Source organism: Paenibacillus sabuli (genome assembly GCF_014705605.1).
GTDB lineage: Bacteria > Bacillota > Bacilli > Paenibacillales > Paenibacillaceae > Paenibacillus_D > Paenibacillus_D sabuli.
The window spans coordinates 131,231-150,868 of the sequence record NZ_JACXIZ010000007.1 but is presented as its reverse complement, the minus strand read 5'-3'; the positions used below and the strand labels follow the sequence as shown (position 1 = coordinate 150,868).

Genomic DNA, 19,638 nt, shown 5'->3' with positions numbered 1-19,638 from the left:
AGATTTACCGAAGGGGATCGGTTCTCCTACACTTAGACATGAACCTGCCAGATGTTCGATCTTTCACAAGGAGGCAATTTTCAAATGGGGATGAAAAACAGAAACAGAGCGCTTCGGATGGCATCGGCGTTGCTGATGGCGACTGCAATCGCCGGATGCAGCAGCAATAATGACGCGGGTCCTGGAACCCGTGATTCGAATCATGGCAACAATGCCGCATCGAATGCAGCGTCTTCGGGTCAAGGCGACAATCAACAAGCGATTGCGCTCACATACTGGGCGCCGCTTCCGGCCGATGTTGGAACTGTCGTAAAGAACTTCAATGAGATTACCATGTACAAGGTCAGAAATGAAGAAAGTCACGTAAATGTAAAATTTGAGCATCCGGCTGCGGGAAGCGAGGATGAGCAATTCAATCTGATGATGGCCAGTCAGGAGCTGCCGGATGTGATTGAATATGACTTTTTGAATAAATATCCCGGTGGACCGGATAAAGCGATCGAAGACGGCGTGATTATTCCATTGAACGATTTGATCGACGAATATGCCCCCAATCTCAAGTCATACTTGGAGGAGCACCCGGATCACGCCAAGGAAATCAAAACCGATAGCGGAACGATCTATAACATCCCGTCGCTGTCCGATTCGACCTATCGTTCGTTTGGCGGTCCGATGATGCGCAAGGACTGGCTTGACGAATACCATTTGAGCCTTCCGGAAACGGTCGACGACTGGGAGAACATACTAACCGTGCTGAAGCAAGAGAAGGGGCTGGATGCGCCGTATGCGAAATTGCAATGGATGCCCGATGTCTTTGCCTGGGCTTATGGCATACAAGTTTTCGATGACCAGGGCTTCTATCAAAATAACGGGACGGTTTTGTACGGCCCTATGCAGCCGGAATACAAGGCGTACTTGACGAGAATGCATAGTTGGTATGAGGATGGATTGCTGGATCCGGACTTCTCCACGATCGATCAGAAAACGATGGACGCCAAAGTTTTGCAGGAAGAAGCTGCAGGGATTTACGGGTATATCGGCGGAGGGATGGGGCAATACAACCCGGCCGGGAAGGAAAAGAATGAGAATTTTAATTTGGTTGCGGTGCAATACCCGGTGTTGAAGCAAGGCGATGAGCCTCAATTTATCAATGCCGCGGCGATCTATCAGCCTGGAAATAGCGCCTATCTGACGTCGGCGAACGAAAATCCGGTCGAGACGGTCCAATGGTTCGATTACTGGTTTTCCGAGGAAGGACAATTGCTGAAAAGCTTTGGCGTAGAGGGACAAACCTATACGATGGTTGGCGATTATCCGACCTATACGGACGAGATTTTGGACAATCCCGAAGGCTTGTCGATTGCGCTTGCGATGTCCAAGCATATGAGAACCAACAAGCCGGCGCCGGGTATACAGAACCTCCCGGCCTATCTGGAGCAATATTATCAGATGGACCAGCAAAAAGAGGCTGTGCAAATATTCGGGAAATATGCGGACAATAACGTCCAAAACGCATTGCCGAAGGGACTGGTGCCGACGGCCGACGAAGCGAAGGAAATGGCGAAACTCAATGCCAATATTCAAACGTACGTGAAAGAAATGTACACCAAGTTCATCATGGGCGCCGAATCGTTGGACAGGTTCGATGAATACTTGGCGACACTGAATCAATTGGACGTGGATCGACTGACTGAATTGAAACAGAATCAATTGGATCGTTATCAAGTGCGATAATCGAGCGATACGGCGAAAGAAGCGCTTGGGCGCTTCTTTCAACCGTCAGCCAACAGAAAGGTGATTCAATGATGAGGGAATCGATAGGTTCGAGCTTGCGAAAGGATATGATTCGGAACAAAGCCATTTACTTGATGCTGTTCCCGGTTATTGCTTTCTACGTCATATTTGAGTACGGACCGATGTACGGCGCGGTTATTGCATTCAAGGATTTTAATGTCGGCAGAGGCATTTGGGGAAGCGAATGGGTGGGGGTTAGTCATTTTAACGACTTCTTTTCCAGTATCTATTTTTGGCGCGTGATGAAGAATACGTTTGTTATTAATTTTTATTTGCTGATTTTTGCGTTTCCGGCCCCGATTCTACTGGCCTTGTTGCTCAATGAAGTCACGTCCAATCCATTCAAACGAACGGTGCAGAGCATTACCTATCTGCCTCATTTTATCTCCGTCGTCGTTGTGGTGGGGATGATTGTGCAGTTTACCGAGCGCAATGGATTTATTACGCAATTATTATCGCATTTCGGCGGTTCGAGCCAGGCTTCGCTGTTGGCCTTTCCCGAAAATTTTCGCGCTATATTCGTCGCATCCGAAATCTGGCAGCAGATTGGTTGGGGATCGATCGTTTATTTGGCCGCTCTGAGCGGGATAAGCACTGAACAATATGAAGCGGCAACCATTGACGGAGCCGGGCGCTGGAAGAAGGCGCTGCATGTGACTATTCCGGGCATAATGCCGATCATCGTCATCATGTTCATTTTAAATATGGGGAAATTTATGACGATTGGATTTGAAAAAATAGTTTTGATGTATAATCCGAACACGTATGAGACGGCGGATGTCATCAACACTTATGTATACCGGGTAGGCTTGAGCGGCAGCTTCGAATTCAGCTATGCCACCGCAGTTGGATTATTCCAGTCGGCCTTGAACTTTGCGTTGCTCATCTTGGCCAACTGGATCAGCCGCAAGGTGAACGAAACGAGCTTATGGTAGGAGGGAACACGATGGCATCACGCCATGACAGCAAGGGAGAACGACTATTTGATGTTTTCAATTATGTAGGGTTGTCCATCTTGATCCTGGCTTGCTTGTATCCTTTTGCTTATGTGGTGTTTGCTTCTTTGAGCGAGGCGAATGCATTCATGGCGCATTCAGGGATCTTGCTGCATCCGTTAGGGTTGGATTTTTCTTCTTACAAGGCGGTCTTCTCCAATCCGAATATCCTGCAAGGCTACCGGAACACGTTAATTATCGTGGTAGGCGGCACGGCCCTGAATCTGGCGCTGACCTCGCTGGGGGCGTATGGCTTGTCACGAAAGAATGTGAAGCTGGCTACGCCGATCATGCTTGGCATTGTCTTTACCATGTTCTTCTCGGGCGGCATCATCCCCGTCTTTTTGCTCGTCACCAAGACGCTCCATCTGGGCGACAATCTGCTCGCGCTGATTTTACCGACGGCCATTAATACATGGAATCTGATCATTATGCGCACTTCCTTTGCCGCCATACCGGAGGAACTGATTGAGAGCGCCAGGATTGACGGCGCCAGCGAGCCGTTCATTTTGGCTCGGATTGTGCTGCCGTTGTCGATGTCGGTCATTTCGGTCATGCTTTTGTTTTATGGCGTGCAGCATTGGAATGCCTGGTTCCAGGCCGTTATTTTTTTGAGAGACCGCGAGTTGTATCCGGTGCAATTAATTTTAAGAGAAATCCTCATTCAGAACAACACATCAGCGATGTCGCAGGGGGCGGGAAGCGGGTCGGATACGTATTCGATTGGCGAAACGATCAAGTATGCGACAGTCATCGTCACGACGCTTCCCATTTTGTTCATCTACCCTTTTCTTCAAAAATATTTTGTCAAAGGCGTCATGATCGGGGCCATCAAGGGATGAGGGATCTACCCCAGCCGATCCATCGCATCCAGCAGCCAATGGCTGCGAAACATGAGTGCGCGCTCGTAGCCGGCCAATAGGCCTGCGCCTACGATCGCATAATTGACCGGAGCCGGGAGGGAGATCGGAGATTCGAACCGGCCCAGGTTGTCGGCCACCCAAGGAATCTCGGTGATCGTTTCGAGAAGCTGAGGCGCGTTCACAGCAAAGGATGCGAGCAAGGTGAAGATGGCCGCGCCCCCGATCAACGCACTGAATGTTGACGATATCGAGATGGAATAAGGAGCGGGTGAACAGATGCCACCATCGGTAGGCTTTTAATGGATGGCCGTCGCCCGCTTTTACTTTTTTTATTCGCAGCGCACGTTTGCCGCGGCCAATCAGGCCAGGCATGGACATTCCTTCCTTTCCTCATACAGACCCGATTTATCGAATTCGAATATCACCGGAATCGGTCCGCACCTTAATCCTATCCATCGTTGCTTGCGGCGCATCGGGAGCCGCAATGCGCCCGGAAGCCGTCTGCAGGTCGAAGAATCCGCCGAACGCCGGGTCCGCCGACAAGGTCACATTCCCCTTACGTGAGACGAGGTTCAGGTCGTCGGAATTTTCAGAACGGTATGTAATTCATCTTTCCCTTGAATTTCGACCAGATAATAAGGGACATTGTCCGGCGTGCGGGCATTAAAAACAATTTCCAGCATGGCGTTGTAAGCCTGGCGATGGCTACGGTGGTAAGCCAGGCTTGCTTCAATAAAGACAATGAGCTTCCTCAAGCAGGTCCGCCCGCGTCCACCTGTTCCTTGATAAAGGCGCGCTCGCGCTCCACCAGTTACATTAACGTCGTTTTCATCAGGTCTCCCTTGCCGGAAAAATGATACGAGATCAAACCTGTGCTGATTTGCGCCTGATGCAATGCTTCAAGGTATTTATTCACAACAGTTCTCGTGAATTTCAATTCAACTCTAGATCGAGCCTGTTAATCAACAACTTATCAACAAAATGATTAGAGATATCAACAGAATATCCACATGATAAAGAGGGTTATTCCCAATCTTGTACACATATGATTCTTATCCAAATAAATTGACATTCTCACTACTCTGTGATACTTTATACATGTAGTAAGTATTGCTTGGTACCAGAAAAGAATCATTATCGAACGCAATCGCAGAGGTGAGTAGGATTTGGAAAACTTAACGGAAATGCTCAAAGGCGTGCTTGAGGGATGCGTGCTGGAGTTGATCAGCCGCCAGGAAACGTATGGCTATGAAATTACGCGGCGTCTGAATGCGCTCGGCTTCGCTGATGTGGTGGAGGGCACAGTATACACCATTCTGATTCGGCTTGAAAGGAACAAACTGGTGGAAACGACGAAAAAGCCATCGGAAATGGGGCCGCCGCGGAAGTTTTTTGCGATCAACGACGCCGGGCGCGAGGAGCTTCAAAAGTTCTGGGAAAGATGGACGTTTCTGTCCTCCAAAATGAACGATATAAAGGAGCGAAAAGCATGAAGCTGTGGGAGGAACTCACAGGCAGCGATATGACGGCGGCTTTCAAAGCATTCGAAGCGCGCGTAAAAACGCTGCCGGCGGATTATCAAGCGGCCTGGAATGAAATCAATGCCAACCTGTGGCCGCATTCCGATTTTACCGGTCGCAATCTCATGCCCATTCTGGAAGGGGTGCTCGGGCTGCTTGAGGAGACGGCGGCGGACGGTCAGCGGGCCCAGGAGGTATTGGGGGACGATATCAAAGGCTTTTGCAGGGCATTGGTTGGCGAAGACGGCGCCAAGTCCGTTCGCGACAAGTGGCGCAAGCAGCTTAATGAAGCCATTGCAAAAAAGTTGGGCGAATAGGAGGGGTAAAAATGAACCTGCGCGGACACATAGAAGGCAAAAAAGCATGGCGTGCGCACATGGCGCGTGTCAAGGCACTCCCACAGGATTATCAGATTGTGTATCGGGAAATCCAAAAGTACTTCTTTAAGGTCGGCCCTGTGGAACTGACGGAAGGGACCGGCTTGCTCGCGGGGCTGGTCGACCTCTTTGAGGAGGGGGCGGCAAGAGGCGATAAGGTGCTCGATGTGACAGGCAAGGACGTGGCGGCGTTCTGCGACGACCTCATTAAAGACTCCAAAACATATGCCGACTTGTATCAAGAATCAATTGACCGGACCTGAGCGATACTCCAGTCGTGGGAGCTGCGCCCCGCACTCCTTCACTTGAAAACAGCATGCCGACCTGCCGGGCCACCCCCTTCCGGCGGATCAGGCATGCTGTTTGCCGATCCATCACCCCATTACAATTACGCCTGCAATTGGCATACTGCAGCAACACGCCTTCACCTCTTCAATACCTCTTTATTCAATTCTCCCGGCGATGTGGTCTGGTTTCCGCCCGGCGAGAAACATTGGCACGGCGCTTCACCGACAACCTCGATGACGCACACGGCCATTCAGGAGCGTCTTGACGGTAAGGGCGTGGAATGGTTGGAGCAGGTCAGCGACGAAGAATACCAAGGGTAACCGACCCGCTCAGAACGAACAGACAATCGGGCTTTAGCACAGAATAACGCCTAGTCCCTTACGCGACGCCCCGCCTCGGCTGAAGCCTAGGCGGGGCGTCGACCTGTCCTGATCCCGTCGCTCCCTTGGTGCGTCTCGCGAATATGGTATAATGAGCGATAGTGCAGATTGACGATATGGGCCCGAGCCGGACGATGCGGGCCGTGGAAAGGGGCATTGCGATGAATGAAGTCGTATTGAGACGCAACAATGTGAACGTGACAGGAGCAGGCGAGCAAACGATGCTCTTCGCGCCCGGCTTCGGCTGCGATCAGAATATGTGGCGCTTCGTGGCGCCGGCCTTTGAGGCCGAATATCGGGTCGTACGGTTCGATTATGTCGGGACCGGGCGCTCGGACAAAAGCGCCTACACCGCAGAGCGGTACCAATCGCTGGACGGCTATGTGCAGGATGTGCTGGACATCTGCGAGGCGCTGCACATCGAGAATGCGATCCTCGTCGGCCACTCCGTCGGCGCTATGGTCGGGCTCTTGGCCTCGCTCCGGGCGGACTGCTTCCGTCATCTGGTGCTGCTCGGGCCTTCTCCGCGCTATATCAACGACGGAACGGATTATATTGGGGGCTTCGAGCGCGAGGATATCGAGCAGTTGCTTGAATTGATGGAGCGCAATCATGTCGATTGGGCAGATTACCTCGCGCCGCTGGTGATGGGCAATCCGGAGCGGCCGGAGCTGGCGCGCGAGCTGGGGCACAGCTTCTGTTCGCTCGATCCGCAGATCGCCCGGCAGTTTGCGCGCGCGACATTCATGTCGGACAATCGCGCCGATCTGGCCCGGGTCACGGTGCCGAGCCTGATCCTGCAGAGCAGTCAGGACTTGATTACGCCGCTCGAGGTCGGGGCCTACGTACACGACCAGCTCCGGGGCAGCGAGCTGCAATTTATGGAAGCGACCGGTCATTGCCCCCACGTCAGTCATCCCGAAGAGACGTCCCGATTGATCCGGACCTATCTGAATGCTTCCTGATGGAAGCGCCAAGGAGATCGCAGCGAATATGACACAAGGGCAGCAACGATTGACGCTATCCGAGGAGTGCGACATTATCGAGGTGGACGAAGCCCTCGCCGGTACGCTCGGCTACACCTACCAGGGCCTGATTGGCTGTCAATTCGAATCGATTCTGACCAAGGCCGCCAGCGTGCTTTTTCACTTGAGCATGCTGCCGCGCCTGCGGATCGACGGCAAGGTGGAGCGGATGCATCTCGCCCTGCGCACGACGGAGGGTCGGGTGCTGCAGGCGCGCGTGCAGGCCGCGCGCCTGCACGCGGCGGAACAAAGGGGGCTCGCCGCCCGGTCGGCATACCATCTCGCGCTCGACCTGTCGGAATGAAGAACCAGAACTTACGGTGCGTCTTCCATGGCCGCTTTCTTGCGATAGGCCGATGGAGACAAGCCGTATTTTTTTTGAAGAGCGTGGAAAAATACGTCGCGTTGTACATCCCGACCGATTCGCTGATCTTGGCGTCGACGTCGACGACTTGCTGCTGAATACGGCCGGGGGAGTGCCCTTTTGAAAATAGATGTGCTTATGATTCATTCGCTACTCGGGAATTTCCTCCTTTTGGCTCGCGATATAAGTCTTCTTTCTGAAATCGTTTGGCGTCATGTGAAAATGTTTTTTGAAGAAGCGAATAAAGCTCTGTACCGTGTTGTACCCCGTTGAATTGGAAATGTCTTGAATCTTCATGTCGGTCGATACCAATAATTCCATGGCTCGTTGCATCCGCAACTGGGTGACATATTCGAAAATGGTGGCTCCCGTTTGGGCTTTGAAGATCGTACCCAGATAGCGGGGGGAAAGGAAAACGACTCGTGAAATATCCTCCAGTGAAATGTCTTTGCAGTAATGCGCCCGAATAAAGGCCTTTGTCTGCTCGATCAGGTCGGAATGATGCTGGGTATTGGCATTATCCAGCAAGACGGTGCTTTCTTCCATCAACGTTTTCACGAACCCATCCAGCTCTTCAATCGTTTCCGAACGCTGGATGCTCTGGAATATGCGCTCCTTGCTGAGGGAGCTGGATTTCAAATCGACTCGGAACTCCATTAATACCGAGATGATTTGCGAACAGATTTGGAAATGGATATAACGAATATAGTCGATATGTTCCATCTGCCCGATCATGCTTTGCGTAATGTGATCAAAGGCCCGCGCAGCCTCTTTAAAATTGCGCTCTTGAATGCGTTGCAGCAGCTTCTCTATTTGTTTATTGTCCACAAAGAGATCTTGTTTGTCTTGCGTGAGCGGCATATTGTAGATGATTTCATTCTTGCCGATAAAAAATTTGTGGTCGAGTAGCCGCAGCGCATGTCTGTAGCTCGCCGGAATGTCAGCGATTTCCGAGAAGGGTTGGCTAAGCGCCAAAGTCAATTCGAAACCCTCGTTGTTTAAGCTGGTTTTGAGCTCGCAAAGTTCACTGTGCAAGGCTTCTACAGGCAAGTCTGTGTTGAACAACAGCATCGTTCTTTTATCGCCGAGTTCGAATCGCAAGCAATGCATGTAACCCTTACGTTCTGTAAAATAATCGCTCAATTTCTCTCTTACCGTATCGTTGATTTGAATGTTTTCAAAATCAATAGCCGCCATCGCAAAGCTGTTGCTGGACAGATCGAAGTTCAGCGTTCGGCATATAGCAGTAAACTGCTCCCGGTTTAAGCTGCCTTTCGACAACAAATCATGCAGGGAATATTTTTGCAGGAAGGGAAAGGCCACTTTATATTTGTCGGTTATTTGACTGTTCTCTTCATGCATGTGGGCAATCGCGGTTTCAATCATCTGATATTCGTTCTTGTATTGCGGCGCGGCGCCCTGTCCCAGGTATTTCCGCGTGCTTATAGCGAGCCGGGATAGCGGTCGGTAGAGGATGCCCGAGAACATGAATGCCAGTAGTAGCGACAAGCCGAATACGATGGACATAGAGGCGATGATGGTCTTTCTCAGCAGCAGGGCAGGCTGGACAAGTTGATCGTAAGGCTGGACAAAGTGAAAATTAATATCCATTTTATCGGAGGTTTCCTGAGTCATGTAGAAGGGCGTGTTATCAAGGTCTAGCACGCCCTCGTCGGCATCCAGCTTCCCGGAAAGCAGGATTTCCCCTAACGCATAGGTCTGTGGTAATTGATTCGCCAACGCCTCGCTCACATAGATCAGTCGCCCGGCACGATCTGTGAGCATGATTTCGTACATAGCCAGTTCATCAAAGAACAGCTTATAGTTCACATTGAACACCAACAAGCCGATGGAAGAGCTGGAAGGCAGTGAGAAGGATTTGATGAAGGTAATGACATCCTGATCCTGCAGCTTGCGGTGTATCATCTTGAACGAAGGATTCATATTCTGAGCCAGCGTCAAAGCCTCTTGATCCTTGAAATCCTCCTTGGTATATTTCGTCTCGGCAATGACATAGGGGTGAATATTGTCGAAAAAGTAGATCGATTCCATCTCATGATTCGTACTCAATGTGGCGGTGAACATGCTAGCCAAATTTGCCATCAAGAACGAGTGCTTTACCGTGAGTTCATTACTGTCCATAAGCTGCCAGATCGCGTCCTGCCCGATAAACCGAAAAGCGGACTGTTCGATCTCGTTTATTTTTTGTTCGTATTGCATTTTTTTCTCGCGCAACACTTTTTTGTTGGATTGGCTGATTTGCTGCAAACTGTGAGAGGTAGATTGATCGATTGTCAACATGCCAATCAGAAGCACAGGCAGACCGATGCCCAGAGAGAAAACGCTGAATATTTTAATGAATACAGAATATTTTGCTTTCTGTAAGATTCTCTTTATCTTGATGTCTTCTCTCATCCGAATTCGATACCCCCTACAACTGATATAAGCGCTTACAATTATAAAAAATTATATCATAATCAAAGTTTAAATAAATCGGAAAGACTAAATACTTTGTACGAAGTGTTAAAATAGTACTATTTTATAATTGAACTTTCGCTACAACAAACGCTTGTTTTCCCTGATTCATTCCTAACCAAGCCCCAATATGATTTTGTGGAGAGAATCGAACGGATTCATTGTTTACAGCATAAAGGGTGGCGGATACTCTGAATGTGCGCAAAATATTTCCTGGGAAGTATGCGTTTCAACCAACCGAAGGGGTGAAATGGTTTTGAAGACGAAGATGTTGTGGCGGTTTAAATTTGTTGTGGTAGCGGCACTAATCATGGTGTGGCTTGGCGGTTGCAGCGGGGAAGAGAACACGAAGAACAATCAGGGGGCACAGTCGAACCAGTCAGGTGAACAAAACAATCACGGTGATAACGTTGCGACAACTGGAGAGCCGGACGAGTTGACGATTTACGCATACAATGACGGAATTGGATTGAATGATGGCGCGATCAAGTATATCGAGGAGAAAACCAATACCAAGCTGAATATCACAACAGGTATCGGTGAGGAGATGGAGAGCAAGCTGAATGTCATGCTGGCCTCCGGGGACATCCCGGATATCATTCAATATCAGACAGACGAAACGGAGCTGAAATATGCGGGGTCGGGCATTCTGCTGCCGCTCAATGAATATTTCGACAAGGCGCCTCAGCTTGAGGCAAGCCGATCGGAGGAAGTCTGGCAGGCCATGACACATGCAGACGGAAATATCTACACCGTCGGCATTCAGACGCCGTCTGTCCATTTCGTCACCATGTACCGCAAGGATTGGCTGGACAAATTGAAGCTGGAGGTACCGACTACAATCGATGAATACTATGCCGTGGCCGATGCGGTCTCCAATGGAGATCCGGACGGCAACGGCAAGAAAGACACGTACGCCTTTGGCGCTTCCGGTGAACTAGGGAGGTACTTCGATCATGTATTCGGGGCGTTCGGTGTGCTGCCGGATTACTGGATGGAACGAGATGGCCGGATCGTCAATGGCACGGTGCAGCCCGAAGCGAAAGAGGCGCTGCTGTTCCTGAATAAAATGTATGAAAACGGTTTAATTGACCCGGAATTTATCACGGATGACGGGAACCGCAACAAAAACAAGTTCAAAGCAGGCGTCTATGGGGCTCAAGCCAACTTCATCTGGGTGTTCGACAGTAACAACCTGAATAATTATTATACACCGTTCAAAGAAGCAAATCCGAATGGAGAATGGATTGAGGGGCCGGTTCTTAAAGGACCGGGTACTGAAAGCGTGGGTATGCGCATGTTAAGTCAAAGAGGCTGGCTTAAAACATCGATCACCAAGGATAGCAAAAACATAGATGCAGCGCTGCGGCTTCTGGACTGGCTGGCTTCGGAGGAAGGCAACAGGTTTGTTAACTATGGACTCGAAGGCGAGCATTACCAAGTAGATGAGAAGGGGATCATAAAGAAAACCGTCGAGGTCGAGGAAGCCAAGAAGTATGGCATCGACAAATTCGTACTGGCCAAGAGCGTATCGTTTGATACAGCGACACCGAGATTTCTGGAAGTAAAGGACTTCACGGAGAAGAATGCATTAAGCGAACCGGCGGACGGCATTCTGGTACCGGAAATCGGAAAGTTCGGCAAAGATCTGAAAGCCTATACAAATACAGAGTATCTCAAGATGATTGTTGGAGAAATGGATATTGATAAAGAATTCGATAAATTTGTTCAGGAATGGAACGATCGAGGCGGCAAGGAATTTACAGATGCTTTGAATGCCGCTTATCAGGAACGCAAATAAAGCAGAGCAATCCGGGAAAGGCATTGTAAATCCGACACTGCCTTTCCCGATTCACGTGGAGCATGATAAAGACTAATGGATTCCGGTGGTGAATGGTGTGCAACTTCAAGTAAAAATGACGAAAATGCTGCAACTGCTTTTAAGAGACAAGAACTTGTATTTCATGCTGCTTCCGGGATTGGTTTATTTTATTGTTTTTCGTTATTTTCCAATGGCTGGACTCATCATTGCTTTCAAAGATTATGATATCTTCAAAGGCATTCAGGACAGTCCATGGGTGGGACTCGATATATTTAGAGAAGTTTTCTCTTCCAGCGATTTTAAGGATATTCTGTTTAATACGTTGCTCATCAGTTTTTACAAGCTGATTTTCGGGTTTCCGGTGCCAATCCTTTTGGCTTTGCTGTTAAATGAAATCAGATTCCGTTTTTTTCAGCGCCTCAGCCAGACTATATTGTACTTGCCGCACTTTATCTCCTGGGTGGTGATCGGGGGGATTATGCTCACGTTGTTATCGCCAAACTACGGAATTGCCGGTGACATCATGCGTCTTTTTGGTGTGGAGCCGTTTAATCTGCTGGGCAGCCGGGACTACTTCCGAAGCATCCTGGTCGTGTCGGACATCTGGCGGAATGCCGGCTGGGGCACGATCATTTACCTGGCTGCACTCACCCAGGTGGATCCGACCTTGTACGAGGCAGCCGTGGTAGATGGCGCGAATAAATGGAAGCAAACATGGCACATTACCCTGCCGTCCATTGCTCCTGTCATTATCCTGCTGTTAATTCTGGATATCGGTCGGATCATGAATGTCGGCTTCGAACAAATTCTCATTTTGCAGAATCCGTTGGTTCGCGATATTAGCGATGTGTTTGAAACCTATGTCTATCGGGTGGGCATTCAGCGCGGAGAATATAGTTTTACAGCTGCCCTGGACTTTTTCAAATCGGTCGTTTCCGCCGTGCTCATCATCTCGGCGCATCGGATAAGCAAGCGGCTTGGACAGGAGGGACTGCTCTAATATGCAATTGCAAACCACCGGGAACAGGATATTCCAATATAGCAATGCGGTCCTGTTTGTCATTATAAGCATTGTAATGCTCTACCCCTTTTGGTATGTCGTGATGTTCTCGCTTAGCGACCCGTCCAACGTATCTGTAAATAATTTATATCTACTGCCCAATGGCTTTACGCTGGCTTCTTATCAAAATGTGCTGAAGAGTCCGTTAATTTTCTCCGGATTTGCCAATACACTGATTATCACTATAGTTGGTACGTTTATCAATCTGGGGTTGACTGCTCTGACAGCCTATCCGATCTCACGAAATCGGCTGGTCGGCCGAGTGTACTTGTTTGCTTTCATCATGTTTACGATGATCTTTCAAGGAGGCATTATTCCCACCTATCTGATCGTCCGTTCATTAGGACTGCTGGATACGCTGTGGGCCTTGATGCTGCCGCTCGCCATCAACGTTTACAATTTATTGATCATGATGAAGTTTTTTAAGAATATTCCCGACAGTCTTATCGAAGCCGCCTATATTGACGGCTGCAGTGATTGGGGCGTGTTCTTCCGAATTGTGTGCCGGATCTCCGGTCCGGTATTTGCCGTCATCGGACTGTTTTATGCCGTGCAGCACTGGAATGATTTTTTTCAAGGCATGCTTTACTTGAACAACCAGCAGTTATGGCCACTGCAAGTTGGACTTCGCAACCTGTTAATTGGAGGGCAAATGGCCGAGCAAATGGGGGCGATGGAAACGAACGTATCCTCGGAAAGCTTCAAGATGGCCTCGGTAGTCGTAACGGTTTTGCCGATTCTTCTGCTCTATCCGTTCCTGCAAAAGTTTTTTGTAAAAGGAATCATGCTGGGCTCGGTGAAAGGGTAAGCATATCGGTGAGAGGGGATAGACGATGAAAAAAATAATTGTGAACAATCATCGGGCCAGCTTTGTTGATACCGAGCGCCCGGTGCTCGAAAAGCAAAATCGCCTGCTGATTAAAGTCAGGTATTCAGCCGTCAGTCCGGGGACCGAATTAAAGCTGATCCATCAGGGCGGCAGTGATGGCAGAACATTGGGATACAGCGCTTCGGGTGAAGTCGTCGAGGCGGGAGACGAGGCAGCCGATTTTAAACAAGGCGATCTCGTTGCTTGTTATGGCGCGCCTTATGTGTATCATACGGAGTATTTATCCGTACCGTCTTCCCTTTGTGTGAAGTTGTCTTCGGACAGGTTTTTGCGTTCAGGCGCCTTGATCGGTCTGGGGGCGATTGCCGTGCACAGTGTGCGAAGGCTGGAGCTGCAATTCGGAGAAACGGTGTGGGTCATTGGACTGGGTCTGCTCGGTCAGTTGGTGGCACAGATTTGTCAATTGGCACACTACCGGGTCGTGGCCACGGATCCGCAGCCGAATCGGATCGAGCTTGCCAAAACGCTTGGCATAGAAGCGGCGTATTTATCTTCGGCTGCGGATCTTCAGCAGGTTTTGAACTCGTTTTCTCCCGGCGGGCTGGATGCCGTATCGCTCTGTCTGACCTCTTCCAATCCGACGATGGTGGATGACGCGCTGGAGCAGCTGGCTCTGCGGGGAAAAATTGTGCTGGTCGGCAATGTGCCGATGCACTTTGACCGCCAGTTGTTCTTCCGCAAGGAAGCGCAGCTGCTGGTGTCGCGGGCCGGCGGCCCCGGTCGGTACGACCCCCGGTATGAGGATGAGGGGATAGATTATCCGAAGCCATTCGTCCGCTGGACGGAGGGAAGAAATATGGAAGAATTTATCCGGCTGCTGGAGAAGGGGGCTTTGCAGGCAGAGCCGTATCTTACGCATGAATTTCCATTCCGAGAGGCAGAGCGGGCTTATCGGGAGCTGGAAGAAGGACAGGCCGCTATGCTCGGTGTGTTGTTTCGTTATGATTAAGGTTGGAATTATCGGCCTGGACAGCTCGCATCCCGTTTCCCTGAGCCGCTTGTTTCATTATGAGGAAGCGGAGTATTATGTTCCCGGAGCCAGGATCACAGCTGCCTTTGCCGGGGGAGATGGTTCGGAAACAAGTCGAAATAGACTGCGGCAGTTTACGCCAAAGTTAGTTGGTCAAGAGGGCGTGGAGCTGATGGATTCCCCTCAGGCGGTGGCGGAGAACTGTGACGCCTTGATCATCAGCGCGCTGGATGCAAGGCTGCATGAGCCGCTCTTCCGTACGATTGCGCCTTACCAGATACCGGTATTTATCGACAAGCCCATCGCCTTGACCAGGGAGGAGGCCAGTCGAATTTTTGACTATGCCGCTATGCATCGTACGCCTGTCATGAGCTGCTCGGCGAGGCGCTTCGATCCGCAGTTGACTGAGCTTGTAAAGAAGCACCAGGAGGCCTTTATCGGCGTGGACAGTTATGGGCCGCTCAGGGTGATCGATTCCATGGAGGGTTTGTTCTGGTACGGCATCCACGGCGTGGAGGCGATGTATACCGCGCTTGGCACCGGTTGCCGTGCCGTGCATGCATTCTGCAGCGCCGGTTCTGAACACTATATCGCCGAGTGGAACGATGGTAGAACCGCAAGCCTGCGACTGTACACGCATCGATCGCTCGACGCTGGAATGGTCGTGCACACGGAACAAGGCTCCATGCACCTCAATTTTGTTCATGCGCCTTATCCGATCTTATGGGGATTGGCGCGGCAACTGGTCCAATTTTTTTCCAGCGGGATCGCACCGGTTGATGAGATGGAAACACTTGAAATGCTCTCATTTATTGAAGCGGCAAATGCATGCCGAAGGCAAAACGCAAGTTACGGGATGAAGATTGAATAGGGGGTTGTCGGCATTGACTGTCAAAAAGAATATTATGTTGATCATGTGCGACCAACTGAGAGCTGACTTTCTGAGTTGTTATGGCGCTTCTTTCATCCAGACGCCCAATATTGATGCGTTGTGCAGCCACGGGGCGAGGTATACGCGGGCGATATCGCCTTCGCCGCTATGCGTGCCGGCACGCGCATCGTTGCTGACCGGTCTGAATGCCTTGTCCACCGGCGTGCTCTCCAACAATGAGTGGCTGAGACCGGATATGGAGCAATGCGGCGTAAAGACGTGGCCGAGCCTGCTTGCCGAGCACGGATATCATACGGAATCCATAGGGAAAATGCATTTTACACCGTGGGATACGGACCACGGGTTTCAACATCGCGTGATCTCCGAGGACAAGCGGCATATCCATGTGAAGGATGACTATTACGACTATCTTCAGCGGCATGGTCTGCGCAAGCTGCACGGGAATGAACATGAAGGCTACTTTGAGCATAAAGGAGCCGTGATCAGCAAGACCCCGCCCGAGCATCAAGTCGACCGTTGGGTCGGAGCGCAGACCAGGGCATTTCTTGAAGCGTCTTCCCGAGACAAGCCCTTTGCAGTCATGGTTGGATTCCCGGGTCCGCATTGTCCGTACGATCCGTCACTGGAGTTGGCCGGTCTCTTCGATCCTGCTACTATGCCGGACAGCATCCCCGAGACCGAAGAGAGCCGCACGTTGCGCGAGTACTTCATTCAAAAAAATCTTGCGCCATGGAATCAGGTAGATTACACCGATTTCCAGGAGCATCACAAAAAGAAAATTCGTGCCCATTATGCGGCGTTGGTTCACCAGATCGACCAGGAAGTGGGGGCGATCGTTGATACATTGAAATCGCAAGGACTCTACGAGAATACGGTGATCCTTTTTACCTCTGATCACGGCGACTTTATTGGCGACTTCGGTTTTGTAGGGAAGCATTTCTTCTTCGAACCAAGCATCAGCATCCCGCTGATTGTGCATCACCCCGATATAGAGGCATCGAGCGTGAATGGGAGTATTGTATCGCTGACAGATGTGAATGAAACGATACTCCAGATTGCCGGTGTATCGAGAAGCGGCCCCGCGCAGTCCGTCATGCTTCCGGGACTGCCTTTCGGAGAGAAGAGCGTCGTGCCTCGTGCGACCGTATTTGGCGCAACCGATGTCGGAGTGATGATCATGAATGAAGACTGGAAGTTGTCGCGTTACTACAATGGCATGGTGTCGTTGCATTCGATAAGCCGTGATCCTGGCGAGCAAAATAATTTGGCCTACAAGGCGGATACACTGGAGATTCAGCAGGCATTGGATCAACAGCTGACGGCTGAACTGATGGCATCCGTCCTCTGGGGACATCAAGAGAAGACGATTGTACGAGACGCGACTTATTTTAATAGGGGCTGGGCGCGCAAGTATCCTGTCAACGGATGAAGCTTACGGGAGGTCACAAGGAGATGAGAGAGCTGTACAAGCGCGGCGATGGAGCGGTTTGGGATCAACCCCGAGCATCTCGTTGCTTCTGGCGGCTCGGCAGGGGGACATGTGGCAATCGGAACCGCGTTGTTCCAAGCGCTGCTCTCAAGATAGATTGCATGTAAAGAAGACTTGAGAATGCGGCAAGTACGTAAGCATCGGATAAGAAAAGACCGCCCGGACAACGAAAACGTTGTCCGGGCACTTTGCAATGGGGGACGTACATGACGGAGCGCAGATACAGTGGTCTATCAAAGTAGCTCCACGGCGGGTTCACCGCGGTGGAACAGATCCGAATGTATAGTCCGCTTCATAAGTGGCAGCCTGTCCGAAACGCCGCACGAGCACGCCCCAGCGCAGCAGGTCGCTGCGGTGCTCATAGCCGCGGAACAGGTAGACTGTTGTGCCGGGCGCGCCAGCCATGCGCAGGGTGAGGCGGACGCCCTCGTGCGCCCAGCTGACGCTCCAGTCGTCGTCGATGCAGCAGGTAGACACATCCTGCATGAGCGGGTAGCCGTCCGCGTCACCCGGCGGGTCTACCGGCTTGAGCGGCAGTACGTGCGAGGGCTCTCCGCTGCAATGAAACAACCAGTCGAAGGAGTGCGTCTCCTCGGGCCGGTCGGATGCGGACGGCTGGGCAGTCGCGGCGGCGGCGGGATCTGTGACGCCGATATCGGCCGCGGGGGCGCCAGACGATGCAGCCCGCTCCGGATCGGCCGAGGCGCAGCGCTCCACGGTGAAGCGGTCGCGCAGCACGTCCTCCTCGAGCTGCAGCTCGCGTATATACGACCAGCCGGGATAGACGTTCTCCGCTCGGGCGATGCAGTGATTGGCCTCGGCGGCGAAATGCAGCATCTGCCCCGCCGGGCGCGGGCGCGGCTGGCTGCGCTTGTCGATCATCACCGTATTGTGCGCGATCGACAGGCGCTGCCAGTCGCGGAACAGATCGGAGGCGTAGCCGCTATTCGAGATGTCCCGCGACAGCAGCTGACCGTGCGCGAACAGCTCGAAGTGCATCACGTCAGCATGGGCATGCCCGTCGATGACGAAGCCGTACTTGAAGAATACGGTCGCGGTCCGATTCTCTAGCAGGACGTAATACAGATCCGGGTCGTAATGCGCGGTTCGCGGATGACCGAGCCATGCGGGCGCTACCTCGTGCTGCGCTGCTGCGGCACTCGCCTCGTCTGTCGGACGCCATCCATGGGTCACCCCGTCCAGCTCCGCCAACGCATGCGAGTGCGCAGGTGCTCGCCGGGCAGCCGGATCTCGAGACTCCGTCGCGCTGAGATCCCCAGCCGCCCCGCAGCGCGCGCTCGACTGCCGGGCATCGCGTCCGAACAGCAGCCGAGCCAGGCCCGCGCCCCGCAGCGCGCGCTGCCGCTCCTTCGGCGCCATCGCGTCGATCTCGTCGTAGCAGCGCGCGACGATCGCGTCCAGCTCGGGATCGGGCCGACCGGCGCGCATCCACTCGTATTGACGGGTATACGTCGCCAGCGAACGCAGCGGCCAGCCGTCATTGGGACTGGGCATCCGTCCGTCGGGGAAGAGGAAGCGCATCGGCTGTACATACATGCGCCGCGCCGCGCCGGTCAGCTCGGGGAACGGATAGCGGTAGGCGTCGCACAGCACGGCGTAGTAGGTGATCGCCTCGGCCGTCAAGTAATGGTAGACAAACGAGCTCTCGTACCATAGCCCGCCGGGCATCAGCCCTTTGGCCAGCATCTCGCGCAAGCCTTCGAACCCGTCCGCGGCGCGGACGCACCACTCCCGCTCCTCGAACACGAGGCCGATCATGCCGGCCGCCGCCCGCATCCAGCACGAGATATTGGGCGTACCGCCCCGCGCAGTCGTCAGATACTCCGCCATCGGACGGAACAGCCGATCCATATAGCCGCACAGTTCGTCCTCCGCGAATTCGTCCCGCACCAGCTCGAGCCCGAGCAGCATCCAATTGACGGCGAACGCATCGGTCAGGTTGATACCGGTGAACTTGCCGACGAAGCCCGGCGGGGTATCGACGCGGAAGTCGGCGAAATGCCGCGAGAGAAAGCCGAGCACGCGGCGCATGTAGCTCAGGTAGGCGGGGTCGCCGTACAGCCGATACCAGACGGCGGCATGGAACACCTGATTGCAGGCGACGCTGCGATACGAGGCATTCCACGCTTCGTCCAGCTCGCGGTGGCGATTGGCAGCGCCGCAGCTGCCGCATACATGGGCATGCGGACTGGTCTTGTCGAAGATCAGCTGCGCCGAGCAGGTGCGGCAATAATAGCGGTGTCCCCATCCGGCGACGCGCGAGGGATCATCCTCGTAATGGGCGACCCACCAGTCGGTCTCCGGCTTGAGATGGGCGATCATTGCTCGGGCCCACGGCGCGTCCTGCGCCGTGGCGCGGACGGCTGCCCAGTCGCGGACGAGCGGCCGGCGTTCGGTGAATTGCGACATGCGGA

Annotated in this window: 18 protein-coding genes and 1 pseudogene; 15 read left to right on the top strand and 4 right to left on the bottom strand. The window is 52.3% G+C overall.

Annotation, left to right across the window (positions count from 1 at the left end):
* Window positions 1-84 precede the first annotated feature (84 nt).
* From IDH44_RS02485 to IDH44_RS02475, 3 genes are all read left to right on the top strand, one after another.
* Window positions 85-1,734 (top strand): type 2 periplasmic-binding domain-containing protein, encoded by a 1,650-nt coding sequence (locus IDH44_RS02485; RefSeq protein WP_190914346.1) that lies wholly within the window; start codon window positions 85-87, stop codon window positions 1,732-1,734.
* 68 nt (window positions 1,735-1,802) lie between these two features.
* A complete protein-coding gene (locus IDH44_RS02480; protein WP_190914343.1) occupies window positions 1,803-2,729 on the top strand; it encodes an ABC transporter permease in 927 nt (308 codons plus the stop codon).
* A gap of 11 nt (window positions 2,730-2,740) precedes the next feature.
* Complete coding sequence (locus tag IDH44_RS02475) at window positions 2,741-3,631, top strand: carbohydrate ABC transporter permease (protein ID WP_190914341.1); 891 nt, start codon at window positions 2,741-2,743, stop codon at window positions 3,629-3,631.
* Between the two features lie 5 nt (window positions 3,632-3,636).
* Here the strand turns inward: IDH44_RS02475 and IDH44_RS02470 are convergent, their stop codons facing one another.
* Together IDH44_RS02470 and IDH44_RS02465 are read right to left on the bottom strand one after the other, a co-directional pair.
* Window positions 3,637-3,789 (bottom strand): hypothetical protein, encoded by a 153-nt coding sequence (locus tag IDH44_RS02470; RefSeq protein WP_190914339.1) that lies wholly within the window; start codon window positions 3,787-3,789, stop codon window positions 3,637-3,639.
* Between the two features lie 435 nt (window positions 3,790-4,224).
* Entirely contained in the window at window positions 4,225-4,407 is a 183-nt protein-coding gene (locus tag IDH44_RS02465; protein ID WP_190914337.1) for a hypothetical protein, read from the bottom strand.
* A gap of 429 nt (window positions 4,408-4,836) precedes the next feature.
* Between IDH44_RS02465 and IDH44_RS02460 the strand changes: the two genes are divergently transcribed.
* From IDH44_RS02460 to IDH44_RS02435, 6 genes and pseudogenes are all read left to right on the top strand, one after another.
* Window positions 4,837-5,145 carry a PadR family transcriptional regulator gene (locus IDH44_RS02460; protein ID WP_317890096.1) on the top strand — a complete coding sequence of 103 codons (309 nt, stop codon included), beginning with the start codon at window positions 4,837-4,839 and terminating at the stop codon, window positions 5,143-5,145.
* Window positions 5,142-5,489: a DUF1048 domain-containing protein gene (locus IDH44_RS02455; RefSeq protein WP_190914333.1), complete on the top strand. Its 348-nt coding sequence runs from the start codon at window positions 5,142-5,144 to the stop codon at window positions 5,487-5,489. Before IDH44_RS02460 ends, IDH44_RS02455 begins: the two co-directional genes overlap by 4 nt.
* Window positions 5,490-5,500: 11 nt before the next feature.
* Entirely contained in the window at window positions 5,501-5,812 is a 312-nt protein-coding gene (locus tag IDH44_RS02450) for a DUF1048 domain-containing protein (RefSeq protein WP_190914331.1), read from the top strand.
* 192 nt (window positions 5,813-6,004) lie between these two features.
* Window positions 6,005-6,157 (top strand): annotated as a pseudogene (locus IDH44_RS02445) ((R)-mandelonitrile lyase); the annotation flags it as partial.
* A gap of 221 nt (window positions 6,158-6,378) precedes the next feature.
* Entirely contained in the window at window positions 6,379-7,182 is an 804-nt protein-coding gene (locus tag IDH44_RS02440; RefSeq protein ID WP_190914330.1) for an alpha/beta fold hydrolase, read from the top strand.
* Window positions 7,183-7,210: 28 nt separating this feature from the next.
* On the top strand, window positions 7,211-7,546 hold the full coding sequence (locus tag IDH44_RS02435; protein ID WP_190914328.1) for a hypothetical protein: 336 nt from the start codon (window positions 7,211-7,213) through the stop codon (window positions 7,544-7,546).
* 210 nt (window positions 7,547-7,756) lie between these two features.
* On the opposite strand, the gene IDH44_RS02430 is transcribed toward IDH44_RS02435, so the two are convergent.
* Complete coding sequence (locus IDH44_RS02430) at window positions 7,757-10,021, bottom strand: helix-turn-helix domain-containing protein (RefSeq protein ID WP_190914326.1); 2,265 nt, start codon at window positions 10,019-10,021, stop codon at window positions 7,757-7,759.
* A 316-nt stretch (window positions 10,022-10,337) separates the two neighbouring features.
* Between IDH44_RS02430 and IDH44_RS02425 the strand changes: the two genes are divergently transcribed.
* The 6 genes from IDH44_RS02425 to IDH44_RS02400 all read left to right on the top strand — a co-directional run bounded on the left by IDH44_RS02425 (window position 10,338) and on the right by IDH44_RS02400 (window position 17,143).
* Window positions 10,338-11,882, top strand: a complete 1,545-nt coding sequence (locus IDH44_RS02425) for an extracellular solute-binding protein (RefSeq protein ID WP_190914324.1) — start codon at window positions 10,338-10,340, stop codon at window positions 11,880-11,882.
* A 97-nt stretch (window positions 11,883-11,979) separates the two neighbouring features.
* Entirely contained in the window at window positions 11,980-12,903 is a 924-nt protein-coding gene (locus tag IDH44_RS02420; RefSeq protein ID WP_317890093.1) for an ABC transporter permease, read from the top strand.
* A gap of 1 nt (window position 12,904) precedes the next feature.
* Window positions 12,905-13,771 carry a carbohydrate ABC transporter permease gene (locus IDH44_RS02415; protein ID WP_190914322.1) on the top strand — a complete coding sequence of 289 codons (867 nt, stop codon included), beginning with the start codon at window positions 12,905-12,907 and terminating at the stop codon, window positions 13,769-13,771.
* Between the two features lie 25 nt (window positions 13,772-13,796).
* Entirely contained in the window at window positions 13,797-14,801 is a 1,005-nt protein-coding gene (locus tag IDH44_RS02410; RefSeq protein WP_190914320.1) for a zinc-dependent alcohol dehydrogenase, read from the top strand.
* Window positions 14,794-15,693: a Gfo/Idh/MocA family oxidoreductase gene (locus IDH44_RS02405; RefSeq protein WP_190914318.1), complete on the top strand. Its 900-nt coding sequence runs from the start codon at window positions 14,794-14,796 to the stop codon at window positions 15,691-15,693. Before IDH44_RS02410 ends, IDH44_RS02405 begins: the two co-directional genes overlap by 8 nt.
* 13 nt (window positions 15,694-15,706) lie before the next feature.
* Window positions 15,707-17,143: a sulfatase family protein gene (locus tag IDH44_RS02400; RefSeq protein ID WP_190914316.1), complete on the top strand. Its 1,437-nt coding sequence runs from the start codon at window positions 15,707-15,709 to the stop codon at window positions 17,141-17,143.
* Window positions 17,144-17,458: 315 nt separating this feature from the next.
* On the opposite strand, the gene IDH44_RS02395 is transcribed toward IDH44_RS02400, so the two are convergent.
* The gene (locus IDH44_RS02395) at window positions 17,459-19,633 is read right to left on the bottom strand and encodes a heparinase II/III domain-containing protein (protein WP_190914314.1); all 2,175 of its coding nucleotides are present in this window, start codon (window positions 19,631-19,633) and stop codon (window positions 17,459-17,461) included.
* Window positions 19,634-19,638: the final 5 nt, after the last annotated feature.

Coding starts and splice junctions, on each gene's coding strand:
- IDH44_RS02475 (WP_190914341.1), top strand. CDS start 2,741: ATGGCATCACGCCATGACAGCAAGGGAGAACGACTATTTGATGTTTTC.
- IDH44_RS02455 (WP_190914333.1), top strand. CDS start 5,142: ATGAAGCTGTGGGAGGAACTCACAGGCAGCGATATGACGGCGGCTTTC.
- IDH44_RS02450 (WP_190914331.1), top strand. CDS start 5,501: ATGAACCTGCGCGGACACATAGAAGGCAAAAAAGCATGGCGTGCGCAC.
- IDH44_RS02405 (WP_190914318.1), top strand. CDS start 14,794: ATGATTAAGGTTGGAATTATCGGCCTGGACAGCTCGCATCCCGTTTCC.
- IDH44_RS02415 (WP_190914322.1), top strand. CDS start 12,905: ATGCAATTGCAAACCACCGGGAACAGGATATTCCAATATAGCAATGCG.
- IDH44_RS02410 (WP_190914320.1), top strand. CDS start 13,797: ATGAAAAAAATAATTGTGAACAATCATCGGGCCAGCTTTGTTGATACC.
- IDH44_RS02460 (WP_317890096.1), top strand. CDS start 4,837: ATGCTCAAAGGCGTGCTTGAGGGATGCGTGCTGGAGTTGATCAGCCGC.
- IDH44_RS02480 (WP_190914343.1), top strand. CDS start 1,803: ATGATGAGGGAATCGATAGGTTCGAGCTTGCGAAAGGATATGATTCGG.
- IDH44_RS02435 (WP_190914328.1), top strand. CDS start 7,211: ATGACACAAGGGCAGCAACGATTGACGCTATCCGAGGAGTGCGACATT.
- IDH44_RS02430 (WP_190914326.1), bottom strand. CDS start 10,021: ATGAGAGAAGACATCAAGATAAAGAGAATCTTACAGAAAGCAAAATAT.
- IDH44_RS02440 (WP_190914330.1), top strand. CDS start 6,379: ATGAATGAAGTCGTATTGAGACGCAACAATGTGAACGTGACAGGAGCA.
- IDH44_RS02485 (WP_190914346.1), top strand. CDS start 85: ATGGGGATGAAAAACAGAAACAGAGCGCTTCGGATGGCATCGGCGTTG.
- IDH44_RS02395 (WP_190914314.1), bottom strand. CDS start 19,633: ATGTCGCAATTCACCGAACGCCGGCCGCTCGTCCGCGACTGGGCAGCC.